Raw genomic sequence first — 25,371 nt, 5'->3', positions numbered from 1 at the left:
TTTCTATAGAATGAGGGGACAGCATGCAAGCTTATCAACGTGGATTTTTAATGACCGCTACCCGGCTACAACGTGAAGGATGGGAAACAATCACTTTGCCGAACGGCGATTTCTTTTATTATGACCCGCTCAGTCCGGTCGACTTGATTCAAGACGGTGCCCGCTGGCTCCTCGCTTTCGGGGACATCCTCGACATCCGAGCGCAACAGCGTGACCGACAGGGAGTGCTCGAACGATTGAACGAGCAAGACGTGGACGCATTTCATGAGGCGCTCGATTTCATGGGTGGCCGCTACATGTTGATTCGGGGTGACGACACGTCAGTGCGCCTCTATCATGACGCGACCGGGATGCGAGGTGTCTACTTCACGACGGACGCACCGCTCCGAGCGGCGTCGCATCTCGAACTGTTACAAGAAGACGTCCAGTCTGAGGCGCACCCGCTCTGTTCGGACGAATTGCGACAACATAACCATTATCACTTGCCAGGTCATTTCACGATTTATGCGTCGATTCGCATTCTCGTCCCGAACCATTTCGTGGACGAGACGAACCGGATGACACGCTATTATCCACGGCGTCCGCTCGATGCGTTGCCGGTCGAGGCGGCCATCGAACCGCTACGGACATGGTTCGACAATCAGCTCCATCAACTACTCGAGTCGGACGAACGCATGATTTTCTCGCTCACGGCAGGGATTGACAGTCGTCTATCGTTGGCGCTTCTCAAACCGTTCCTCTCGAACATCGAGACGTTCACGTATCAGAACGTGGCGGCAGGTCATCACGTCGAATCGCTCGATATCGATGTCGAAGTCGCAGCGATGATGGCGCGTGACCTTCAGTTTCGCCATCGCGTCATCCCAGTCGATGACCGAGCGTTCGAACAAGCCGAGGAGACGCGGGCATTCCGTTCGATGTTGCGGCAAAGCGTGACATCACGTCACGGCCATGCCCACGCGTACGAATATATGAAACTGTACAAAGACCGTCCGACGCGCCACTTGCGCTCGAACATCCTTGAAATCGGGCGAGCGTTTTATCGGAAGAACCGGACGCTGCCGGCCGAGTTGACAGTCGAAGGGGCGATTCGTTGCTATTCATGGAAGTCGCGGGAAGACGAGCGTGTTGTCTCGCTTTGGACGTCCTACGTGGCCGCGGTCAATTTGACGACTGAGACGCTGCACGGTTACGACCCGTACGACTTGTTGTATTGGGAGTATCGGATGGGCGTCTGGCACCAGCAAGTGCTCGCCGAGAGCGATGTCGCGTTTGAGACGTATATCCCATTCAACGCCCGCGCCATCTTGGAACTGTTCTTGACACCTGATTATGGGGACCGGTTATACGCCAAACTATTTTATGAAGTGATCGGGCACGAATGGCCGGTGCTCGCGTTCTGGGGTGTGAACAAGCGGGACACGATGCGTGACTATATGCATCCGACGCTCGACCAAGGGTGGATGGCGCTCGATGGGGTCATCACGAGCGGCCGTTTGGACGAGACGACGATCCCGTTGACCGTCCGGCGCTTGACGACGAACGTGTCATACCACCTCGAGGCGAACACGATGCAAAAAGGCGACCATATGGCGTACTCACAAATCCTGACGACGAAACCGGGACAGACGTATCGTTTGAATTTGAACGTGCTCAACCCGTTCGAGAAGCGGTCGTCGCTCGGCTTGGGACGGATGCGCTATGAGATTTGGGTCGACGGTGTGCTCTATTTATCCGAAGATATCGCCGCTTGGGGCGGACCGAACCAAGTTTGGGTCGAGTTCGCTGCGACGGCTGACGCGACGGAACTCATGGTCCGGACGGTCGCCCTTCGTGATTGTGGGCCGAACAAATGGGGCGCGGCCTCGAAGATGCAGCTCGAGGCGCTCCGTCTCCAAGAAATCGAGCACGGGCATTTGAAGGCAGGGGCGTCGAGTCCGTTCACCCAGCTTCATGAACTGATTGAAACCGAATAAGGTCTTTTTGCCTAACGTATTTAAATTTCCATGGAATCCCTCGATGTTGCAATCGGGGGATTTTTTGGAAAAGATACACGGAATTAACGAAAAATTAATTGTATTTACTAGTGGAATTGGATATGTTTAGAGAGGAAAGTGGTCTCTGAAACGATAGGTCTGAAGACGGAATAGGGAGCAAGGCCGATTATGATCCGTCAGACATTGTAAGCGCTAACATTCGTTTTAGTTCTGCTTCACCACATTTGAAAGGGGAAAATCAAATGCTCACAAGTAAAACGAACAAGTTGTACGCTTCACTCGCTGTGGCGGCCATCACCGCTTCATCGATCGTTCCGGCAGCGACAGCTGACGCGGCACCAAAAGTTAAGACGGTCAAACTGAAAGCCGACTTCGTCCGCGGAGGTGACCTCGAAGCGTCACTCGATAAGACATATCAAGGTGCCAACATCCATTGGTACAAGTCATCGGTGAAGTTGAACAAACTCGGTACATACCAAACGGCGAAAGGGATCGTGGTCGGCAAGGGGATTAAAGTCGAGAAGCGTGTCCGCGTCTTGAACTATCCGGTTGCTATCGAGCCGGCGGAAGCACTCTCGTTCAAACAAGGGGAGAACGTACCGAGCGCACTTCGTCTCGATGTTCGCTTCGCGAACGGAACGGTCGAGCGTCTCGTCCGTGTTCACGACATCGATACATCAAAAATTGGTTCGTTCACGGCTCATGCGAAATTTACGAGCAATGGCCGCACAATCGAAGCTGAACTTCCATATTCGGTCGGTGGGAACACGGTATCGTTCATGCACACGAACGACACGCACGCTTCACTCGACTTGGCGCCAAAACGCGCAACAGCGGTTAAACAAGTCCGCGCCGAGAAGCCGAACGCACTCTTGATTGACGCTGGGGACGTATTCTCAGGTTCACTTTACTTCAACAAGTTTGAAGGAATGGCTGACTTGAAACTCATGAACTACATGAAGTACGACTTGATGACACTCGGGAACCACGAGTTCGATCTCGGTGGCGACGAAGACGGCAACGCCGAACTTGCCAAGTTCATTCGCTACGCGAACTTCCCGTTCGTCAGCTCGAACCTCGACTTCTCAGCAGACACAGACTTGAACCCGCTCTTCCGTGACGCGGTGACAGACAAGCCATATAACGGTCGTCTGTATGAAGGTGTCATTAAAGAAGTAGACGGCGTCAAAGTAGGATTCTTCGGTCTCACGACAGAAGAGACGTCTGAAATCGCAAGCCCGGGCAACGCCCAGTTCCAAGACTACATCGCGGAAGCGAAAGCGGCTGTCGCAGCGTTCGAAGCAGCTGGCGTCAACCAAATCGTCGCTGTCACGCACTTAGGTTACGATGACAACCCAACAGTCGATAACGACCAAATCCTCGCGGAAGAAGTCGAAGGCATCGACGTCATCATCGGCGGACACTCGCACTCGCTTCTCGCAGCACCGGTCGTGAAGAATGCGGATACGGACAACCCGACGTTGATCGTCCAAGCGTATCAATATAGCCAATACCTTGGCACACTTGACGTCACGTTCGACCAAGACGGAAAAGTCGTCGCCCATGAGGGTGCTTTAATCGATGTGACGAAACTTGAAGCGGACGCGAAAGCGACTCAACTCCTCGCACCGTTCAAAGAAGAAGTCGATGAGTTGAAAAACCAACCGACTGGCGCCACGGCAACAGCTGCCCTTACAAACCCACGTACGAGCGACCCAGGCAACACGACTGGCGAGAGCGTCCGTAAGAATGAAACGGCACTCGGGAACTTGATCACGGACGGCATGCTCGCGAAAGCGAAGACATTCAGCCCTGACGTCATCGGTGCGATTCAAAATGGTGGCGGCATCCGTGCAGCCATCAACGAAGGTGAGATCACAATCGGTGAAGTGCTCACGACGCTTCCGTTCGGGAACACGCTTGCGATCGCTGACCTCACAGGGACAGAGATTTATCAAACGTTCGAACGCAGTGTCGGACCGCTTCCGAACGAGAACGGTGGTTTCCTTCACGTCGCTGGTTTGAAAGTGACGTACGATAGCTCGAAACCGTCAGGCGAACGCGTGACGAAAATCGAGTACATGAAAGACGGAGCACCGGTACTTGTGGAAAACGGACCAACGAAATATAAAGTTGCAACGAACGCCTTCACAGCGAAAGGCGGCGACGGTTTCGCGGAGCTCGGTGTTGCTTACACTGAAGGCCGAGTCCAAGACCTCGGTCTCTCGGACTGGGAAAACTTGCGCGACCACGTGGCAAGCCTTGTCACGGTCGAGCCGAAAGTGGAAGGTCGCATCGTCGACGTAGCAGCCGAATAAGCAGTCAAACTCTCCTGATGATTCAGGGGAGTTTTTTTGTTACAGGGAAGGAAAGTCGGGTATTACAAAAGAGGGGAATGGCAAGTCGTCCGATTGTCATCTGACTGAAATTGCTTGCCTATCTGATATTTGATACTATGACAGAGGGTGTAGGTGTGAAACCTACGATACGACATGATGAAAGAATGAGGCGAATTGAATGGATGTAAGACGATTATTGTCCGACGTTCAAGAGCACGCGAAATGGGTACGTGCAGAACGGGAACGGATTTCACAAAAAGAACCGCTAGATGAAGGCGATGTCATTCTCATCAATGACTTGCCGTCGTTGACGAAAAAAGCACAACTCCCATATTGGGATGACCAAAAGCTTGAGACGTATAACACCGGTCTCAAACAAGAATGGGATGCGGCGACCGCGCGTTTCCCGAACGACTTACCGGAATATCCAGCATCGAACGGGAGTGCTTATTATAAGAAGAAACTCATCGATGTGGCGTTCGTCGGACCGGTCGAACGGGCCGACATGTGGAATCACGTCTGTAACGTCCATACGTTCAAGACGGTCACCGAGTTTTTAGAGCTCGTCAATGCAGGTGTGAACATCGAGTTCCTCATGATTAGCCCAATCCTTCCAGGTGATGAGGCGACAAGTTTTGAACACATGGCGACACCGCGCTCACACTCGCGCCAATGGCTCGAAAAATTGATTAAGCAAGCCAACTATCGCGACATCCCGGTCGTGTTCCATACCGAGGCCGACACGAATCATTACGCGCGTTACGCATCACTCGCAGCGAAGTGTGACATCGTCTTTACGGCCAATGAAGAGCGGGTCCAAGATTACACCGAACTGTGCAAACATGACCGTGTCTTCGTCATCAAGCCGTTCGTCAACCAATTGCGTCACAATCCGATCGGCATGACACGCGCCCGTTTGAACGACGTGCTCGTCACGAATGAGTTCCCAATGCGAAAAGCGTTCATGGAAGACGTCGACAAATTGATGGATGGCGTCTTAGAGACGGACCACCGTCTCCACGTGATTAAATCAGACCGTGACAAAAACGAGGAAGTCGGCGAAGCGTACCGTCAATATCTCGTCGCGAGCGAGACGGACATGGACCGTTTGAAAAAGTCCGTCGATTGGGTCCTTCACGTCAACGAAGTGAAGAACAGCCCGACGTATAGCGCACAAGCGATTTACGATGCGCAAGCACGCGGTAACCTCGTCTTGACGAACTATAATATCGCCGTCAACAACGATTTCCCGAACGTGTTCATCGCGACGGGCCGTCTCGACGCCAAACAGATTTTGAACATGTTCAAGACCGAGGACGAGAAGTACCGCCAGCAATTAGCGGGCGTCCGTACGATCATGGCCGGACATACGATGCATGACCGGTTCGAAGAGATGTTGTTCGCGCTCGGACTTGAGACGGAAGCACTCGGGGCCCGTCCGGTTCTCGTCGTCGGCTCAGGTGTCGAGTCGCGTCTTCAAGCTATGGTCGACGACCAGACGTACGCCAACGTCCGTTTCCGGATGGCAGATGCCGTGACGGAGACCGATTTGCAGGAAGCGGCGTTCGTCGCGTTCTTTGACTCGGCTTATACGTATGAAGCCTATTATTTAGAAGACTTGATTAACGCTTTCAAATATACGGACGTATCATTCGTGACGAAAGCGGCCTACTTCGACGGCGAGACGCTCGTCTCGGGTCCGGAACACGATTTCGTGACGGACGTGACCGATGTCCATCGTTCCGTGTTCGTCGCGGAGCAACTGTCGCTCAAAGAAGTCGCAACACGGACGCTCAAGAGCCGGACGTTGCCGGGTTATGCCGTCGACCGGTTCGAACTCGTCAAAGGCGAGGTCGTCTTCCAACCGAACGCACCGCGCGACTACAAATTGTCTGTCGTCGTGCCGGTCTATAACAATGGTCGTTACTTGTACAACAAGTGCTTCTTCAGCTTGAAGCGGAGCACGATGTTTGACGATATGGAGATTTGGCTCGTGGATGACGGTTCGACCGACAACGAGACGAGCCGTTACGTCGAGCGCTTGGCGCGCGAACATGCGAACGTCTACACGTACTCGTTCGCAGACGGCGGCAGCGGCAGTGCCTCACGCCCTCGTAACAAAGGTGTCGAGCTGGCGACGACTCCATATATCGCTTTCCTTGACCCGGACAACGAGGCGGTCAACGATGGTTATCATGAGCTGTATCAGTTGATGACGCGCGAACCGGGACTCGATCTCGCCGTCGGCAGCATGTTGAAGCTGTCGAACCGCGAAGCGATGATCGAACTTGAAGGGCTCGAGAAAGGCGGCATCCGCATGATTGAAGACCCGCGTGCCTACCTGCTCGAGCACAACTTCAAAGTGCAAAGCATCCAGGCGATGGTCATCCGTCGCGACTTCATCGTCGACAACGGCTTGAAACAAGTCATCGGGGCGGTCGGTCAAGATTCGCTCTTCTTCCAAGAGATGTTCTTATCGGCCGAACGTGTCGCACTCGTCGACTTGACGATTCACGATTATTACGCGGCCGTGGCGGGATCGACCGTCAATACGATTACCCGTCGTTACTTCGAGAAATGTGTGTTGCGCGAGACGGCCCGGGCGAAGGCGTTCGAGCGTGAAGGTGTACTCGATGTCTATCGTGAGACCCGCTTCGAACGGTTCTTTGAGCTATGGTATCTCCAGTTCATCCGCCGGTCGCGGGACGAGGACTTCTTCGGCAACGCCGATTTGTTATATGCCATCTACGAGCAGTTCAAGCCGCTCGAACCGAAGAGCCCCCGCTTTAAACAGTTCATCGATCTGTATGAGAGCGGTCAAAAAAATGAATTGAAACGTCTGTATTTCGACGTATTCCGTTGAGGTGACAACATGAGTGAACAATTGAAACAAGAAAAGAACCTTCTCGAGATGCAGCTCGCTGAACAAATCGAGGAAAATAAACGACTTCAACGTGAATACCGCATCACGAGCCAACAATATCAACGTCTGTTGCATCGGTACGCCGAACTGCTCTATACGGTGGAATGGATTTCAAAAGAAGTCGATAAGGCCGATAAACGCTATCGCCAACTTAATCGTAAATATCAAAGTTTGACCCAGTCGAAAGTCGGAAAAGGATTGCTCGCAGCGCGTGCCGTCCGAAGCCGTGTCGGCAAAATCGTCAAACGGAAATGACCAGCCGGGAGCGACATGTGATGTGTCGCTTCCTTATTAGTGAAATCGAGGGGAATACCCCGTAGTTTGGAGGAAAGACATATGGGTTGGCAAACGAAAGCACGTCGGGCGGCACATCTCGGTGTCCAACGCTCGCGTCGCGTCGGGAAACGTATCATCAACAAGGCGCTCAACCGCGTGACATCTCGTCAAGCGGGACCAATCGTCCCGAATTGGTACACCGCCTCGGATGCGGTCCATCTAGAAGGGGCCGACGTCGTCATCTCACGCCCGGAAGCGGTCGTCTTGACGTATCGTCCGGACGAGAAAGAAGACACGATCGACATCAAAAAAGTGTTCTCAAAATCGAATCGGACGATGCACGTCCAGTTCCGCGCGAAGGCGGCCGGTGATGTCACACCTGCCATCAAAGTGTCGCTCTATCAACGGAACAAACATTCGCGTGACGTGTTCGTCTACAATCAGACACCGACCGATATCGCCTTGCTCGCGAACGAGACAAAAGTCCGCTTCACGGTCGAGACGGAAGGAAAAGGCTCGTATAGTGTCATCGAACTGAACGTCAACGGTGTCTCGCTCTGGGACGTCGAAGGAATGGCTTATCACATGCAGGATAGCGATTTCGACTATCGCATCGATTTGACGCCGAAACAGCTCGAATTGATTTCGGCCATCAACCGTGTCGTCGATTTTGAAGATGACAAACTGTTGTTGCACGGCGTCGGTGGCCAATACGTCCACTTCGGTGTCGGCGAATCGGCCCTCCCGCACGTGAATACGAAACGCGCCATCGACTTCCCGCTCGGGGATATGGATGATGACGTCTATCGTTTCTATTTAAAAGGGACGGTGACGGGCACGGCGAACGCCTCACTGTTCGTCGTCACGTATACGGCCGATGGACAAGATCAAATGATCGAGGTCCCGCTCGGACTGAGTGGCATCATCCGTCTGACACCGAGTCATACGACGGTCCGTTATTTCGTCCGCTTGTCTGGCCACGGTGAACTACATGGTTTGAAACTCGGCATGGTCCGCGAGAAGAGCGTCCGCCGTGAAGAGATTTTATCGCTCAAACCGTCGATGTGGACGGTGCCGACACCGGACACGATCAAATTGAAACATAAGCACGACCAGCTCGTCGTCAAGTTGAAGACCGGGGAAGGCAATCGCCGTTACATCTCGTATGCCGAGACGAATAACAGCTTCAAGCTGTTACCGGTCGACTTCTTGTTCGACGTCAAATCGAACAGCCGTTACCGGGTCACGCTCGACGGCGAGATGGGCGAAGGGACGAACGTCGTCCTCTATATCATCACGTACTCGACGGAAGGCCGCTTGAACATGCAGCAAGTCCAACTCGGCTCGGAGAAGATTTTCGAGTTCGAGAAAGAGGCGCGTCGTCTCCGCTTCGCGCTCCGTGTCGACGGCGACGGGGAAGCGGTCATCGACCGGATTCGCGTCACTGAAGAGATCATCAGCGACCGCACACGGAGCCCGGAATGGCTCGATGTGCGCGAGGCCCGTCTCTTCCGTGCCGTACCGCGTGAGCTACACGAATTGAAAGTCGCGGCCATCTTTGATGAGTTCACGACGGCTTCGTACCGTCCGGAATGTGACTTGATCACGTTCACACCGGATAACTGGCCGGCCGTCCTCGCCGATGAGCAACCGGACTTCTTGATGGTCGAGTCGGCGTGGAAAGGGAACGCCGGGGCGTGGGAGAAGAAGGTCGTCAAATACGGTACGAACACGTGGGAAGAGCTCGACGGCCTGCTCGAATGGTGCCGTCACAACAACATCCCGACCGTATTCTGGAACAAGGAAGACCCGATTCACTACGACCGTTTCATCGAGACGGCGAAACGGTTCGACTACGTCTATACGACGGACGAGAACCGGGTCGAGGATTACATCCGCGACTGCGGACACGACCGTGTCGGCGCACTCCCGTTCGCCGCACAACCGAAAGAACACAACCCGATTCGTTTACCGGGGACACGTGAACCGTACGCCTCGTTCGCGGGCTCGTATTACGCGAACCGACACGAGTCACGTCGTCAAGACATGGACCGTTTGTTCGCCGCGGCGGACCGCTACGGCCTCGTCATCTATGACCGCAACTATGAGATGAACCAACGCGGCGAGACGGATCAGCTCCAATTCCCGGAACAGTTCCGTGACTCGATTCGCGGCAGTTTGAAATATAACCAAATCGCGAAAGCGTATAAAGGCTTCAAAGTCATGCTGAACGTCAACTCGGTCAACGACTCACCGACGATGTTCTCGCGTCGTGTGTTCGAAGGCCTCGCTTGTGCGACGCCGGTCGTCAGCACGCGCTCCATCGGTGTCAAACAGATGCTCGGCGATTATGTCTTCCTCGATGAGGGTGACGCCATGCTCGACGAGACGTTCAAGAAACTGTTGACCGATGACGCGTTCTATGAGGACGTCGCCATGCGCGGGATGCGTCACGTGTTGACGTATCATACGTACACGCAACGTCTCGCCCAAGTCGTCGGGGCAATCGGTATCCCGTATCGTGTCGACCACGCCCGTGTGGCCATGGTCGCCATCGTCCGCTCGAAAGAGGAGATGGAGCGGGTCGTATCGATTTATGAAACGCAAGACTACAAGCATACGCACCTCGTCGTGTTCCTCGATAAGTTCGACGGCTATATCGACGTCTATAACGAGTACAACACCGAGACGATCTCGACGTTCATGCTCAGTTATTTGACGCAATATAACGCCTTATCTGAGATTTTGGACGGCTTCGAATGGATGGCGTTCGTGAACCGGGACGACTATTACGGCCCGTCGTACGTGTCCGACTATATTTTGGCGGCGCGTTATGCCGACGCCAACATCTTGACGAAAGGCGACCACTATACGTTTGATGGAGCGCTCGAGAAACAAGATGTGGATGCGAGCTATCGCTACGTGTTCGACGCCGTGCCGACGCGTTCGCTCGTCAAACCGGCGGCGCTCCGTTTCTACAGCATCCAAGAGGCACTCGACGTGCTGACGAACGATGCGTCGCTCCAAGAGTTGGCCCAGTCCGGCGAGCGGATCTTTAGCATCGACCCGTATCAATACGTCAAAGGCGGAGCCAATCTCTCCGACGAGATGGCCCAGGAGGTAACGTTATGACGAAAGCACCGCTTCGCGTCCTCGTCTATGGGGACGTGAACTTGAACTTGATTGACGGGTCGGCCATCTGGCTGACGTCCGTCGTCCATATGTTGAAACAAGACCCGTCGATTCACGTCGACGTCTTATTGAAACGCTCGATCGTCAAACCGGAAGTGACGGCGTCGATTCGTGAGTTGCCGAACGTCCGCTTCCTCGACGTATTTGGCGAGACGTCACCGAAGAAAGACGAACCGTACTATGAGAAGAAAGTACTCGAGCCGTCTGAAGCGGCCCAACTCATCCATGAGCTCATGATGAGCGGCTCGTACGACTTGGCCTTCATCCGTGGCTTCCAACTCGCCTATAACTTGTCGGCGTATAAGGACACGATGGCGAAGACGTGGACGTATATCACCGACTTCACCCACGACCATACGCAGGCGTCGGACGAAGAATTGGCCCGCTTGAAGCAAATCGCCTCACGCTCGGCCCGCATGCTCTGCCAGACGTCGGCGATGAAAGATTATTTTGAGACGTTCCTCCCGACGGAGCGACCGTTCCTCATCTTGAACCCGATGATTCCGAACGTGAAAGAGGCGACGCCATCGTTCACGAAACCGAACGACCGTCTCGTCTATACAGGCAAGTTTGCGCCGCTCTGGTATTCGAGCGAGATTTTGACGGCGTTCGCAAAACTGCGCGCAGCACATCCGACGGCCGAGCTTCATGTCGCCGGTGACAAGTTCAATCAAGACCCGAACAACCCGAACTTCCGCAAAGACGTGACACATCGACTCGGTCACGATCCAGGCGTGACATGGCTGAAAGGAATCCCGCGTCGCGACGTCGAGACGTTAATCGAGTCGAGTGCGGTCGGAGTATCTTGGCGCCATCCGGAACTCGACGCCTCGCTCGAACTGTCGACGAAGCTGCTCGAGTATGGTGCGCTCGGAAAGCCGGTGCTGCTCAACCGTAATCCGATGCATGAGCTCATCCTCGGGGCGGACTATCCGTTGTTCGTCAATTCAGAGTCAGAGTTCATCGACAAGGCGCGTCTCGCGCTCACGGACGCCACCATCTACCGTGAGGCCGCCAAGCGTCTGTATGACATGGCCCAGTATTATACGTTCACGAACACGCATGCGCGCCTCCGTGACGAGCTGTGGGCGATGAAGAAGTTGACGATCGTCTTCGCGGGCCACGACTTGAAGTTCTTGAAGCTGTTCATGCAGAAGTTCTCGGAGAACCCGCGCTTCAACGTGCTCGTCGACCAATGGGACGGCCATAAGATTCACAACGTCAATCACAGTAAGGCGTGCCTCGAGCAGGCCGATATCATTTTCTGTGAATGGGGACTCGGCAACGCCGTCTGGTACTCGGAACACAAGTTGCCGCATCAGAAGCTGATCGTGCGGATTCACCGTCAAGAGAAAGAGACACCGTTCCCACGTCAGTACAACTTGCATAACATCGACAAAATCATCCTCGTCTCGCCGTATATGCTCGAAGAGATGTACCGTCTGTTCCGCATTCCGCGCCACAAGATGACGATGATTTATAACGCCGTCGACGGGAAACGTTTGGCTCAGCCGAAAGTGAAACAAGATTTGACGTTCCACCTCGGTATGATCGGCGTCAACCCGAAACTAAAGCGACTCGATTTGGCGCTCGATTTGCTCGAGCAGCTGTTGCAACAAGATCGTCGCTATAAACTCTTCATTAAAGGACATCATCCAAACGAGATTTATTGGATCAATAAACGGGAAGATGAAAGAGCGTATTACGACAAGTTGCTCGCCCGACTTGAAGAGCCGCAGTTCCAGTCGAGCGTCCAGTTCGATGGACACGGCGATGATGTCGCCGAATGGCTACAAAAGATTGGCTTCGTCCTCTCGATGAGCGATCTCGAGAGCTTCCATTTGGCACCGGCCGAAGCGATGACGTCGGGCACGTATCCGCTCATCCGTCACTGGACGGGGAGCGAGACGATTTATCCGGACGCGTTATTATTGGAAGATGTGTCCGACGCCGTCGGCATCATCCGTTCGTACGCCGACGATTCCGATCGTCTGCTCGAAGCGGCAAAACCGCTTCAAACCTATGCATTTGAGCACTTCGCGGTCGAAACACTTGCTAAAAAGCTGGAACAGCTTATACTAGAGGCGTTGTCCGAAACTGAAAAACATTGATTTGTCATTAAAATGTAATTGCCCGGCTGATTTGTTCAAGAGTATAATGAGTATTGTTTTATTGTCGAAACTGAAATAAAATGATGGACATGCTCGCATCGAGAAATCGCAGGGCACACACACACTTGGAGGTTACTACAAATGAAAGTATGTACAGTAGGTCTTGGGTATATTGGTTTGCCGACATCGGCAGTCTTCGCTAAATACGGCGTCGACGTCGTTGGGGTAGACATCTCTCAAAACGTCGTAGATAAATTGAACCGTGGTGAAATCCACATTGAAGAGCCAGGTCTCGGCGAAGTCGTCGCAGACGTCGTCGCGCAAGGTAAATTCCGTGCGTCACTCTCACCGGAGAAAGCGGACGCATTCATCATCGCTGTCCCGACACCAAACAATGATGACGAGCACAAGTCGTGCGACCTCACATACGTCTTGGACGCGACACGTAAAGTCCTTCCATTCGTCGAGAAAGGCAACGTCATCATCGTCGAGTCGACGATCGCACCACGTACGATGGACGATTTCGTCAAGCCACTCGTCGAAGAAGCTGGATTCGTCGTCGGCGAAGACATCTTCCTCGTTCACTGCCCAGAGCGTGTCCTTCCTGGACAAATCTTGCATGAGCTCGTGCACAACAACCGCATCGTCGGCGGCATCACGCCTGCTTGTGCGGAAGCTGGCGCACGCGTCTACGGCACATTCGTCGAAGGCGAAATCGTCAAGACGGACGCGAAGACGGCTGAAATGTCTAAACTCATGGAGAACACGTTCCGTGACGTCAACATCGCCCTCGCGAACGAACTCGCTAAAGTTTGTAACGACCTCGATATCAACGTCCTCGACGTCATCGAAATGGCCAACAAACACCCGCGCGTCAACTTGCATAGCCCAGGTCCTGGCGTCGGTGGTCACTGCCTCGCGGTCGACCCATACTTCATCGTCGCGAAGTCACCTGACCTCGCTCAAATCATCAACTTGTCGCGTGAGACGAACGTCTCCATGCCAGCCTACGTGGCCGACAACGTCGAGAAGCTCGTTGCGGGCATCGAAGACGCGAAAGTCGCTGTCTTCGGCGTGACGTACAAAGGAAACGTCGACGACATGCGTGAAAGCCCAGCTGTCGACATCTGTGAGCTCTTGCTCGACCGTGGCGTGAACATCTCGGTTCATGACGGTCACGTCGAGAAGTCGACATCGAGCCGTTTCGACCTCGTCTCGAAAGAAGAAGCGATCGCAGGCGCGGACCTCGTCCTCGTCCTCGTCGACCACAACGAGTTCAAGACACTCGATTTCGCTGAACTCAGCGGAGCGATGCGTCGTCCGATGATCTTTGATACGCGCAACATCGTGAAGCCAGCTGGCGAAGATGTGGCAGTCGTTAACTACGGCAACTTGTACAAATTTACAAAGGAAACGAATCTCGTACGTTGATTCAAGGTGAATTCACATGTTTAAATCCGCGAAAGCTATTCTTTCAGAACTGCAGTCGAGTAAGTATCTGATCATGCGTCTCGCGACGTATGAGACGAAGAGCAACTATTCAATGCAGTACCTCGGATTTTTATGGGAATTCGTCACGCCATTGCTGCAAATCGCAGTCTATTGGTTTGTATTTGGATTTGGTATTCGAAGCGGCAGGCCGATTGATGGCGTGCCGTTTCTGCCATGGCTCGTTGCAGGGATTGTCGTCTGGTTCTTTATTGCCGCGGCAATCACTTCTACGGCTCGGTCTGTCTATTCGAAGATTGGGTTAGTTTCCAAAATGAGCTTTCCAATCTCAACGATTCCTGCTTACGTCCTGTTATCGTTGTTTTATCGCCATGCCATTTTAGTGGCGGTATCCTACGTGTTAATGTGGGCGTTCGGCTATCCGATGGGGCTCCATTCGCTTTGGTTCATATACTTGGCGATCAGTGCTCTTGCCTTACTTTACTCGCTAGCGTTAATCACGTCCGCACTGACGACCATCGTGCGCGACTTACAAAACTTACTGCAATCGCTCATGCGAATGCTCATGTACTTGACGCCGATTTTTTGGGTTCCGACCGGCCGTCTCGCAGAGGTTCTTCAAATCAACCCGTTGTACTATTTGATTGAAGGGTATCGTTCGATGTTCCTCGGGACCGATTGGCTCGCGAACAACTGGGCGTATGGTCTCTACTATTGGGCGATCGTGCTCGTCCTCTTCTTTGTCGGTTCGATGATCCATATGCGCTTCCGTCGATATTTCATCGATTACATTTGAGGAGGCTATCATGTACCAAGTTAAATTTGAGAACGTGTCAAAACGTTATACGTTATACAACAAGCCGACCGACAAATTGAAGGAGATTTTCCTCAATAAAACGAACGGTAAGCAATTCTACGCACTCCGGAACGTCACGTTTGAAGTCCCGCCGGGCGAAGTCGTCGGCATCATCGGCATCAACGGGTCAGGGAAATCGACGATGTCGAACCTGCTCGCGGATGTCATGCCGCCAACCCATGGTCAAATCGAGCTGAAAGGCAAGACGGCGCTCATCGCGATTTCGTCTGGCCTGAACGGGAACTTGACCGGGATGGAGAATATCGAATTAAAAGGGCTCATGCTCGGGATGACGAAACATGAGATTGCCGAGTTGACGCCAGAAATCATTGATTTCGCCGATATCGGTGACTTCATTCATCAACCCGTCAAGACGTATTCGAGCGGGATGAAATCACGCCTCGGGTTTGCGATTTCGATTAACATCGATCCGGACATCCTCGTCATCGATGAGGCGCTCTCGGTCGGGGACCAAACGTTCACCGACAAGTGTCTCGCCAAGATGAACGAGTTCAAGGATCAAGGTAAGACGATTTTCTTCATCAGCCACTCCGTGTCTCAAGTCCGACAGTTCTGTACGCTCGGACTTTGGCTCGAGTTCGGTGAGGTCCGTGAGTACGGACCGGTCGAAGAAGTCGCGCGTGAATATAACAAGTTTTTAAAATGGTTCCGTAACTTATCAAAAGATCAGCAAGACGCGTTTAAAGCGGATAAGTTGAAACGCCGGACAACCGTTGTCGAATCTACAGAGCTCGGCGAGACGTATATCTTGCCGCCGCTCACAGAAGAGGAGTTAGCGAATCGATGAAAAAAGTAATGACTGTCTTCGGGACACGCCCAGAAGCGATTAAAATGGCACCACTCGTTCTTGAATTGAAGAAACGTGAAGGGGTCGAACCAATCGTCGTCGTCACGGCGCAGCACCGTCAAATGCTTGACCAAGTGCTAGAGTTGTTCGAAATCAAGCCAGACTACGATTTAGATATCATGAAAGACAAACAAACGTTGTACGACGTGACGTCACGCGTCCTCAAAGGAATGGGAGAAGTCATCGCTGAAACGAAGCCGGACATCGTCCTCGTCCATGGTGACACGACGACGACGTTCGGGGCATCGCTCGCGGCGTTCTACAATCAAGTCGCGGTCGGGCACGTCGAAGCCGGTCTTCGCACGTACAACAAGTACTCGCCATTCCCAGAAGAGATGAACCGTCAGCTCACAGGTGTCATGGCCGACCTTCACTTCGCTCCGACGGAAACGTCGAAAGAGAACTTGCTTCGTGAAAACAAGCCGGAAGACAAGATCTTCGTCACCGGCAACACGGCAATCGACGCACTCAAAACGACGGTCCGCGAGGACTACTCGAACGAATTGCTCGATTCAATCCGTGAATCGGGACGCCGTCTCGTCTTGCTCACGGCCCACCGCCGCGAGAACCTCGGCGAGCCGATGCGCAACATGTTCCGCGCTGTGCGCCGTTTGATTGAGAAGTACGACGATATCGAAGTCGTCTATCCGGTCCACATGAACCCGGTCGTGCGCGAACTCGCCAACGAGATTTTGCACGATATCGACCGTGTCCACTTGATTGAACCGCTCGACGTCTTTGACTTCCACAACTATGCATCGATTTCGCACTTGATCCTCACGGACTCGGGCGGCGTGCAAGAAGAAGCACCGTCACTCGGTGTTCCGGTCCTCGTCCTTCGTGACACGACGGAACGTCCGGAAGGCGTGGCCGCTGGTACGTTGAAACTCGCTGGTGTCGAGGAAGAAGTCATTTTCGGTCTTGCCGATGAGCTTCTCTCGGACGCAACGGCTTACGAGAAGATGTCGAAAGCCTCGAACCCATACGGTGACGGGGAAGCGTCACGTCGCATCGTCGACGCCATTTTGGCAACAGACTTCTAATAACTTAATGTAAAAGAATAAGAGTTGTCTCGTACATGCGTACGGCAACTCTTTTCTTATAAAACGGAGGAAACGATATGGCAGTCAAAAGAATCCGCCCTGCGATTTATCATTATTATCCGCGCGGTTACCAAAAGGATCACTTACGGATGCGCGAAGAAGGGTATAAGACAGAGGTTACGTTCATGCCGGAGAGTGAGTCCGACTCGATTTACGTGCAACTGTTCGATTTGAAATTCGAGATTCCGCCGTCGCAAATGTTTTTGCCGGACGCGCAGATGGACCCTTGCCAAACGATTGGCCTCGATACGCATATTCACGTGCTCAGTGACAAGCCCGTGAAGCTCGAGATGTATTTCATGCAGTATACGAAGAAAGAACGCGTCTCGAATAAACGCTTCAAGTTGACGCTCAACCCGGGCGACAACCACATCGAGGAGTCGATTCCTCAAGTCGAAGGGGCAGAGTACTTCAAACTCTCTTACAAATATGTGATTGAGACGACGGAGCCTCAGACGATTCGACTCGATGATCTATACCTCTCGTTTGAGGAGTAATCTTGTAGGAAGGGACTAACTGATATGCTATTTAGTTCAACCGTCTTTTTATTTTATTTCTTGCCGATTGTACTCGGCCTGTACTTTATCTCACCGCGTCCCATTAAAAACACGATTTTGCTCGTCGCGAGTCTGTTTTTTTACGCCTGGGGTGAACCGCGATTTGTATTGATTATGCTTGCGTCGATCGCGATGAACTATGTCTTCGGACTGCTCGTCGACCGCGACCGTCATCATGAAAAGAAAATCAAGCTATGGATGACACTCATGGTGCTCGGGAACCTCGGGATGCTCGGAGTATTCAAATATACGAGTTTCTTTATCGAAAACGTCAACAGCGTCTTCGGTTTCTCGTTGAACGATCCGGAAATCCCGCTCCCGCTCGGTATCTCGTTCTTCACATTCCAAGCGATGAGCTACGTCATCGACGTGTACCGCAAGGATGGGCAAGTCCAGCGCAACATCTTTGACTTGGCCTTGTACGTCTCGTTCTTCCCACAATTGATTGCCGGACCGATTGTCCGCTATCAAACGGTCGCCGATGAGATTGTCGACCGTCGTGAGACGATTGATGACTTCGTATCTGGGATTCAGCGCTTCGTCATCGGTCTCGGGAAGAAAATGATTTTAGCGAACAGCGCTGGCTACGTCGCCGACCAGATTTTTGGCATGCCGGCCGGAGAGATGTCGACGACACTCGCCTGGATCGGGATTATCGCCTATTCGCTCCAAATTTACTTCGATTTCTCAGGGTATTCAGATATGGCCATCGGGCTAGGGCGTATGTTCGGGTTCCACTTCTTAGAGAACTTTAACTACCCGTATATCTCTCGTTCTGTTTCGGAGTTTTGGCGCAGATGGCATATGTCACTCGGTAGCTGGTTCCGTGACTACGTCTATATCCCGCTCGGCGGAAATCGCCAAGGCGAATGGAAGACGTACCGCAACTTGGCTGTCGTCTGGTTCTTGACTGGGATTTGGCACGGGGCGAGCTGGACGTTTATCGCCTGGGGTGTATACTATGGGGTATTCATCATGCTCGAACGTGCATTCCTCGGGAAATGGTTGAAGGCGATGCCGTCTTGGCTGTCGCTGTCATTCACACTGTTCGTCGTCATCATCGGTTGGGTCTTCTTCCGAGCTGACGATTTCCCGTATGCGATTGCTTACTTGCAGACGATGTTCGGCCTTCACGGCGGACCGCTGTTCGATCAACAAGCGCTCTACTACTTGGTCCAATATGGGGTCGTACTCTTGATCGCCATTATTGCGGCCACACCGATTCCACGTATCGTTGTCGGGAAGTTCTTGAGTCAAGAACTCGATGACACGAAAACGACGGCGACCCGCCGTATTGTCGGGCTCGTCCGGGTGAGCGGTGTGCTCGTGCTCTTCTTCTTGTCGATTTCGTATATCGTATCGAGCACGTTCAACCCGTTCATCTACTTCCGCTTCTAAAGAGAAAGGAGCAATATGATGCAGAAGCCATTAGATTCTAGAAAACCTAGCCCACGGCCGATTGAGAAAAAGCCGAAAGGGCTCGAACAATCCTGGTTCGCCGATTTTCTGTTGCTCGGTGTCTTTCTAGGCGTGCTCTTTCTCGGACTGGCCACGTATTGGTTCGGTCAGGATCGGGAAGTGTCGGTACTAGAAGGGCGTCAGCTTGCACAGCAACCGGACGTCTCGGTCAGTGCCGTGCGGGATGGTTCTTATATGGAAGAGTTCGAAAGCTACTCGAGCGACCAAGTGTTTCAACGTGACCGTTGGATGGGTCTGCAGGCAGGCTTCCAAAAGAACGTCTTCCAACAAAAAATCAATAACGGGGTACTCGCCCTCGACAACGGGGTGCTCATCGGTCCTGATGAGCCTGTACGCGGGTTCGATAACATGAAGCGTCTGTTCCCTGAGTTCGGGGCAGCGATGCAAGAACAGGATGTCCCGGTCTACTTCGCCTCTGCGCCGAGTAAGCCGGTCCATGCGGCGCAAAACGAGATGATTCCGGACTACGTCATCAGTGGCGACTTAGACAGTCGCGGCAATCTCCATGACGCGGTCGAAGGGGCCGACTTTGAGCTCATCGACCTCGGAGAGACGCTCTTTGAACAGCCGATGGAAGACATCTATTTCTATAACGATCACCACTGGAACGTGCAAGGCGCATTCCTCGGGTATCAGCAAATCATCGAGCGGCTCCAACAGGACTATGAGGACGTGCCAAAATTAGAGGCGTCCGATATGGAGACGTTCAAAATCGATCAGCCTTACTACGGCTCATACGCTCGTGAGATTTCCCTTCCATACGTCGAGAAGCTCGACTACTTGGAGTGGATGGAACCGAAAGACGGTTTCACGACCGAGGTATGCCGGAACGGGGATGATTGCGGTCATTCGGTCATCGCCCGCGAAGAAGCGGAAGAGACGAACCGATTCGCTGATTTCTATAAAGTGTTCATGAAAGACAACTACGCACAGTTGCGTATCGAGCAGAAAGATCCGGTCAACGACTTGCACGTGCTCGTCTTGAAGGATTCGTATGCAAACCCGGTGCTCGGCTTCCTCGGGGAGTCGTTCGGAACGGTCTCGGCGATTGACGTCCGCTACGCGGAAGGCAAAGTCGATATCACGGACTACGTCGAAGAGAACGATGTCGACCTCGTTTTGTTCATGCATAACGACCGCATCTCCGGAATGTCTGGGGATTACGAAGATAGCTTTTAACAAACTGCCAATCATCCACGCGATGATTGGCTTTTTTTGACGAGAACTCGCTATACTAACAAGTAGGCAGGTGAGAGAGATGAAACGACGAACCGCCGACGGGACGTATCGGTACGTCCTCGTCCTCGGCGCCAAAGTGAATGGCATCCGACCATCGAGCGCTTTGCGCTATCGGATTGAAGCAGCCGCTGCCTATGCGAACCAGTATCCGCACGTCGAACTGATCGCTTCCGGTGGGCAAGGTCCCGATGAAGGGATGGCGGAAGCGCGCGTCATTGCCCGGGAATTAATGGCCCGAGGGATTGACGAGACCCGCATCCATATCGAGGCGGAGTCGACGTCGACGGTGGAGAACTTTCAGTTGAGCCGCCCGATTTGGGACGGCGCGCCCGGGCTGACCATCGTCACGAACGACTTCCACGTCAGACGAGCCCGGCTCGTCGGGCGCCTGTATTTTGGACTCTCGACCGACGCGCTCTATGCGAAGACGCCGACGGCCACGAAACTGAAATACGTCGCCCGCGAACAGCTGGCGTACGTGAAACTGTTCATCAACTATATGCGCTGGAAATGGCGAGCATGACAAAAGGGACTTCATCGCGAAGTCCCTTTTTCGTGTTATAACGTACCGATGATCATCCCACCGATGACGCCGACGATGACGAGCGCCCACGGCGGCATCTTCCAATACGCAATCATGGCGAACAAGAAGGCGGCGAAGACGAAGTCGACCGCACCGTTGACGGTACTTGTGAAGATTGGCTGATAGAAAGCCGCAATCAAAATTCCGACGACAGCGGCGTTAACACCGATGAGTGCGCCCGCGACTTTCGGGTTTCGACGGAGCGCATCCCAAAACGGTAAGGCCCCGAGAATCAACAAGAACGCCGGCAAGAAGATGGCGAACGTCGCGAGCAGTCCGCCCGGCACACCATTGATGACCGTTCCGAGGTAAGACGCGAATGTGAAGAGCGGTCCTGGGACGGCTTGGGCAGCTCCGTAACCGGCGAGGAACGCCTCTTCGCTCAAGAAGCCGGTTGGCACGAGCTCACGCTCGAGGAGTGGCAAGACGACGTGACCGCCACCGAAGACGAGCGCCCCGGCCCGATAGAAGCTATCGAACAAGGCGATTGATTGACTTTCAATCGTCTCACGTAAAATCGGCAAGATGACGAGCAACGCACCGAACAGACCGAGTAGCGTCGCCCCGAGTCGTTTCGAGAGCGGGAACGACGCTGATTTGACGTCCAAGTTGTTCGGTTTGAATAGCAAGAATCCGGCCAGACCGGCGAGCAAGATGACGAGCACTTGGCTATAGGCGGTTTGCCATAACAGCACGCCGGCGAGCGCGAAGAACGCGATTGTGCGAGTCTTCGCATTCGGCGTTAATTTGCCGGCCATACCGAGAATGGCGTGGGCGACGATGGCGACGGCGACGACTTTCAATCCATAGAGCCAGCCGGCATCGGAGACGTCGAGTCCTGAGACGAGCAAGGCGAATAAGATGAGTGCGATGACGGACGGTGACGTGAAGCCGATGAACGACGTGATTCCACCGAGAATCCCACCTCGGACGATACCAATCCCGATCCCGACCTGACTACTGGCTGGGCCAGGTAAGAACTGACAGAGGGCGACGAGGTCGGCGTAGGCGCGTTCGTCCATCCATTTGCGGCGACGGACGTACTCCTCATGGAAATAGCCGAGGTGGGCGACCGGTCCGCCGAACGACGTCAGTCCGAGGCGGGTCGAGACGAATAAAATCTCTAGTAACGTCTTGAACGTTACCCGTTGTTTAGACATGTGATTCACTCCTTAATCTCTTTAAATAATTCATACGCTTTTTGACGGGCTTCCGCCAACACGACGAGACCTTTTTCGGTCGTCGTATAGTTCTTCCGGATATGGCCTCCGACGAGTTCATTTGTCCGGACGAGCAGGCCATCCTGCTCCATCGTGTGTAAAATCGGGTAGAGCGTGCCGGCACTGATCGAGTAGCCGTGCTCTCGAAGTTCTTCGACCATCCACGCGCCATATACCGGATGTTCGGCAGCATGATGCAAGATATGAATATGAATAAAGCCGAGGAACAGCTTGCGAAGGACGCGTTCTTCCACGTACATCATCTCCTTGAAATCGATTTTCGATATCGAATGTCGAAATCAGTGTAACAACCTAAGCAAATTTATGCAACCGTCGAACGTGTACCTTTACAAAAACTTCATGTAACCGATTCACAAGAATCGATTCGGCAAATATAGGGAATTCATAAAAAATGAGGTAAACTGAATAATAGAAGTAAGCAGAGGAGGAACCGACGTGGCAGACCTAAACCAAACCAAATTCCAATCCTTGTTGCGCCATATGCCCCAAGGCTACGTCGAATTTAAAGTGCTCTACGATGAGGCGGGGGAGCCCGTCGATTACGAATTCCACGAAGTGAACGAGGCGTTCGAGCGCATCATGAAGGCGAAGCGCGAACACTTTCTCGGGGGGCGCATCACCGACAAGTTGAAAGACTTTGAGTACAGCGAGCGGGAGTGGATCGTCCAAGTCGCACGGGCCGTGGATAGTGGGGAAGCGATCACGTTCGAACATTTCTCACGCCGCAACAAGGCTTGGTATGAGTTGTCCGTGTTCAGTGAACGTCCGGGGTACGTGTCGACGTTGTTCCATGACATTACGCCACACGTCCAAGAGAACAATGCACTGAAGCAACTCGTCAACGTGTCACACCGGTTCGTCACGACCGGGCGCGAACTATTGATGAACCAACATTTTCTCGATCAGATTCGTGGTTTCACCGGGGCCAAGGCCGTGACACTCAATCTAGTCGATGACGATGGCAATACGTACTCGACCGTTGCCTTGTCGGGCATCGATGAGCTGCTCGAACGCAGTCTCGACGTACTCGGCTTCCATCCGGTCGGACGAAAATGGCCGATGAGTCCAAAACGATTGAAGTTGTTAGAAGCGCCGAGCCCGATTATCTTCGACGATATTTTACCGCTCGTCGAAGGCGTGCTGCCGAAGCGACTCATCAAAAATATTTTGCGCATCTTTGACCTCGGTCAAGTCATCTTATTCAAAATCGAGAAGGATGGCGTATTTTATGGAGATTTGACGATCGTCATGCAAGGAAATAAACAAGCGAGCCGGCTCGGTCTCGTCGAGTTGTACATCGTGCACATCCTTGAACAGATGACGAAAGCAGACCGGCAAATCGGAGATGCGAAAGAATCGATGTTCGAAGGGTTTGCGACTGTCGATTTGGAATGCATCATGTCTTATAAAAATCATGAGATTTTCCATTTGAACGTGGCTTGGGAGCGCGTGCTCGGGTTTCCACTCGAAGAGCTCGAGAATATGGACTTCACGAGCCTCGTCCATCCCGATGACGTCGAGAAGACGAATGAAGCGTTCGCCTTGCTTGAGGAAGGGCAAGACATCTTCCGCTTTATCAACCGATACCGGACCGTCGACGGGGACTATCGCTCAATCGAATGGCATTCAAAGGCACAAGGCAATTATATATATGCCGTCGCCAAAGACGTGACGGAGCGGGTCCAGCTCGAGGAAGAACTCGCCGAGCGGGACCGTTTGCTCACGAAACTATCGGATCAAGTCCCTGGTGCCATCTATCAGTTTGAGCGCCGACCGGACGGCAGTTTCCATTTTCCGTTCTTTAGCCGAGGATTCGAAGTGTTGACCGGGATCACATTCGAGGAGATGAAGGACGACCCGGAGCTCGTGTTCTCGAAGATTCATCCCGATGACTACCCGAACGTGATGGCGAGCATCGAGGCGTCGTATGAGAATTTGACGATTTGGGACGCGGAGTTCCGTGTCATCACACCGGACGGGGGGACGACGTGGATTTTAGGATCGTCGCGTCCAGAGAAGCTTGGTGAAGGTCACGTCCTCTGGCACGGCTATATCGGCGATGTGACCGAGAAGAAAAAATATGAGATGGAAATCGAATACTTGAGTTATCACGATCAATTGACCGGGGTAAAAAATCGTCGATATTTCGATGAGGCACTGATCACATACGACGAACCATGCTATTATCCGCTCGCTTTGATTGTCGTTGATATTAACGGATTAAAGTTGACGAATGATGCGTTTGGTCATCTTGTCGGGGACCGTTTGTTGATTGAAGCGACGATGACGCTCAAGCGTGAGATTCGTGGCAAGGATACGGTCGCTCGAATCGGAGGTGATGAGTTCGTCATCATCATGCCGAACACGTCGCGCGACGAGGCAATTCTTCTATCAGAACGTTTGAGTCAGCTGTTTCACGATAAAGCGATTGAAGGCTTGCCGATCTCGGCATCGTTCGGGGAAGCGGTGAAAGTCGACGACTCGCTCTCCATTTCCGAAGTGTTCAACTTGGCCGAAGATCGAATGTACCACCATAAGGTTTCCGAGAAACAGAGCCGGCGACATTACTCGATTCAACTCATCATGCGGACGCTTTATGAGAAGATTCCGCGCGAGGAGGCCCATTCACAGCGCGTCGCCGAATTGTCACGACAACTGGGGCAAGCGATGAACTTCACGAGCGCCGAAGTGAACGAGCTCGTTACGGCCGCAACGCTTCACGATATCGGCAAGGTCGCGATTAGCAATGAGATTTTAGACAAGCCTGGGATGTTGACTGAGGCCGAATGGCGTGAAATTAAACGTCATCCCGAAGTGAGTTATAACATCTTGAGCACGGTGCCGGAGTATGGGCCACTATCCGAGATTGTACTCGCCCATCATGAGCGGTGGGACGGGAAAGGATATCCGAAAGGGATCAGCGGCGAGCAGATTCCGCTCGCGGCACGAATTATCTCGATTGCCGACACGTTCGACGTGATGGTGACGGGACGCCCGTATCGGAAAGCGAAGACGCTTGATGAGGCGCTCGCGGTCATCGAAGAAGAAGCGGGCAGGCAGTTCGACCCTGAACTCGTCGAGGTGTTCTTCAAGAAAGTCGTGCCGACGTTGCAGCGGTGATTGAAGCATTAGAAAAAGGAGAGCCATCGCGGCTCTCC

At 53.1% G+C, this 25,371-nt stretch carries 16 protein-coding genes and 1 pseudogene; 15 read left to right on the top strand and 2 right to left on the bottom strand.

Annotation, left to right across the window (positions count from 1 at the left end; genetic code table 11):
* The first annotated feature begins 23 nt into the window (after positions 1 to 23).
* The 14 genes and pseudogenes from KNP84_RS02955 (at position 24) to KNP84_RS02890 (ending at position 20,912) form a co-directional block, all read left to right on the top strand.
* Positions 24 to 1,976 carry an asparagine synthetase B family protein gene (locus KNP84_RS02955; RefSeq protein ID WP_215114201.1) on the top strand — a complete coding sequence of 651 codons (1,953 nt, stop codon included), beginning with the start codon at positions 24 to 26 and terminating at the stop codon, positions 1,974 to 1,976.
* Positions 1,977 to 2,239: 263 nt separating this feature from the next.
* Positions 2,240 to 4,315 (top strand): bifunctional metallophosphatase/5'-nucleotidase, encoded by a 2,076-nt coding sequence (locus KNP84_RS02950; RefSeq protein ID WP_215114200.1) that lies wholly within the window; start codon positions 2,240 to 2,242, stop codon positions 4,313 to 4,315.
* Positions 4,316 to 4,514: 199 nt separating this feature from the next.
* A complete protein-coding gene (locus KNP84_RS02945) occupies positions 4,515 to 7,199 on the top strand; it encodes a glycosyltransferase (protein WP_215114199.1) in 2,685 nt (894 codons plus the stop codon).
* Between the two features lie 9 nt (positions 7,200 to 7,208).
* Entirely contained in the window at positions 7,209 to 7,514 is a 306-nt protein-coding gene (locus tag KNP84_RS02940; RefSeq protein WP_021066429.1) for a hypothetical protein, read from the top strand.
* Positions 7,515 to 7,595: 81 nt separating this feature from the next.
* Positions 7,596 to 10,667: a CgeB family protein gene (locus tag KNP84_RS02935; RefSeq protein WP_029594907.1), complete on the top strand. Its 3,072-nt coding sequence runs from the start codon at positions 7,596 to 7,598 to the stop codon at positions 10,665 to 10,667.
* Positions 10,664 to 12,838: a glycosyltransferase gene (locus KNP84_RS02930; protein ID WP_214714146.1), complete on the top strand. Its 2,175-nt coding sequence runs from the start codon at positions 10,664 to 10,666 to the stop codon at positions 12,836 to 12,838. The genes KNP84_RS02935 and KNP84_RS02930 overlap by 4 nt, the downstream gene beginning before the upstream one ends.
* Positions 12,839 to 12,979: 141 nt before the next feature.
* Complete coding sequence (locus KNP84_RS02925; protein WP_021066432.1) at positions 12,980 to 14,269, top strand: nucleotide sugar dehydrogenase; 1,290 nt, start codon at positions 12,980 to 12,982, stop codon at positions 14,267 to 14,269.
* A 16-nt stretch (positions 14,270 to 14,285) separates the two neighbouring features.
* Entirely contained in the window at positions 14,286 to 15,083 is a 798-nt protein-coding gene (locus KNP84_RS02920) for an ABC transporter permease (protein ID WP_021066433.1), read from the top strand.
* Between the two features lie 7 nt (positions 15,084 to 15,090).
* Positions 15,091 to 15,867, top strand: a pseudogene (tagH, locus tag KNP84_RS02915) (teichoic acids export ABC transporter ATP-binding subunit TagH); the annotation flags it as partial.
* Positions 15,868 to 15,947: 80 nt separating this feature from the next.
* Positions 15,948 to 17,054, top strand: coding sequence for a non-hydrolyzing UDP-N-acetylglucosamine 2-epimerase (wecB, locus tag KNP84_RS02910; protein WP_131471841.1), 1,107 nt, complete (start codon positions 15,948 to 15,950; stop codon positions 17,052 to 17,054).
* 77 nt (positions 17,055 to 17,131) lie between these two features.
* Positions 17,132 to 17,611: a hypothetical protein gene (locus KNP84_RS02905; RefSeq protein WP_214756249.1), complete on the top strand. Its 480-nt coding sequence runs from the start codon at positions 17,132 to 17,134 to the stop codon at positions 17,609 to 17,611.
* Positions 17,612 to 17,635: 24 nt separating this feature from the next.
* A complete protein-coding gene (locus KNP84_RS02900; RefSeq protein ID WP_215114198.1) occupies positions 17,636 to 19,069 on the top strand; it encodes an MBOAT family O-acyltransferase in 1,434 nt (477 codons plus the stop codon).
* Positions 19,070 to 19,087: 18 nt separating this feature from the next.
* Positions 19,088 to 20,329 (top strand): DHHW family protein, encoded by a 1,242-nt coding sequence (locus KNP84_RS02895; RefSeq protein ID WP_215114197.1) that lies wholly within the window; start codon positions 19,088 to 19,090, stop codon positions 20,327 to 20,329.
* A gap of 79 nt (positions 20,330 to 20,408) precedes the next feature.
* Positions 20,409 to 20,912, top strand: coding sequence for a YdcF family protein (locus tag KNP84_RS02890; protein ID WP_214801061.1), 504 nt, complete (start codon positions 20,409 to 20,411; stop codon positions 20,910 to 20,912).
* Positions 20,913 to 20,947: 35 nt separating this feature from the next.
* On the opposite strand, the gene chrA is transcribed toward KNP84_RS02890, so the two are convergent.
* Together chrA and KNP84_RS02880 are read right to left on the bottom strand one after the other, a co-directional pair.
* On the bottom strand, positions 20,948 to 22,132 hold the full coding sequence (chrA, locus tag KNP84_RS02885; RefSeq protein WP_215114196.1) for a chromate efflux transporter: 1,185 nt from the start codon (positions 22,130 to 22,132) through the stop codon (positions 20,948 to 20,950).
* A gap of 5 nt (positions 22,133 to 22,137) precedes the next feature.
* The gene (locus KNP84_RS02880) at positions 22,138 to 22,446 is read right to left on the bottom strand and encodes a PadR family transcriptional regulator (protein ID WP_215114195.1); all 309 of its coding nucleotides are present in this window, start codon (positions 22,444 to 22,446) and stop codon (positions 22,138 to 22,140) included.
* Positions 22,447 to 22,648: 202 nt separating this feature from the next.
* Here KNP84_RS02880 and KNP84_RS02875 point away from each other — a divergent pair, with 202 nt between their 5' ends.
* Entirely contained in the window at positions 22,649 to 25,333 is a 2,685-nt protein-coding gene (locus KNP84_RS02875; RefSeq protein WP_276691041.1) for an HD domain-containing phosphohydrolase, read from the top strand.
* The last annotated feature ends 38 nt before the right edge of the window (positions 25,334 to 25,371 follow it).

This window comes from Exiguobacterium sp. s70, from assembly GCF_018618315.1.
In the GTDB taxonomy this organism is placed as follows: Bacteria; Bacillota; Bacilli; order Exiguobacteriales; family Exiguobacteriaceae; genus Exiguobacterium; species Exiguobacterium chiriqhucha.
The sequence above is the reverse complement of the archived record's forward strand: the minus strand, read 5'-3'. Positions and strand labels throughout refer to the sequence as shown.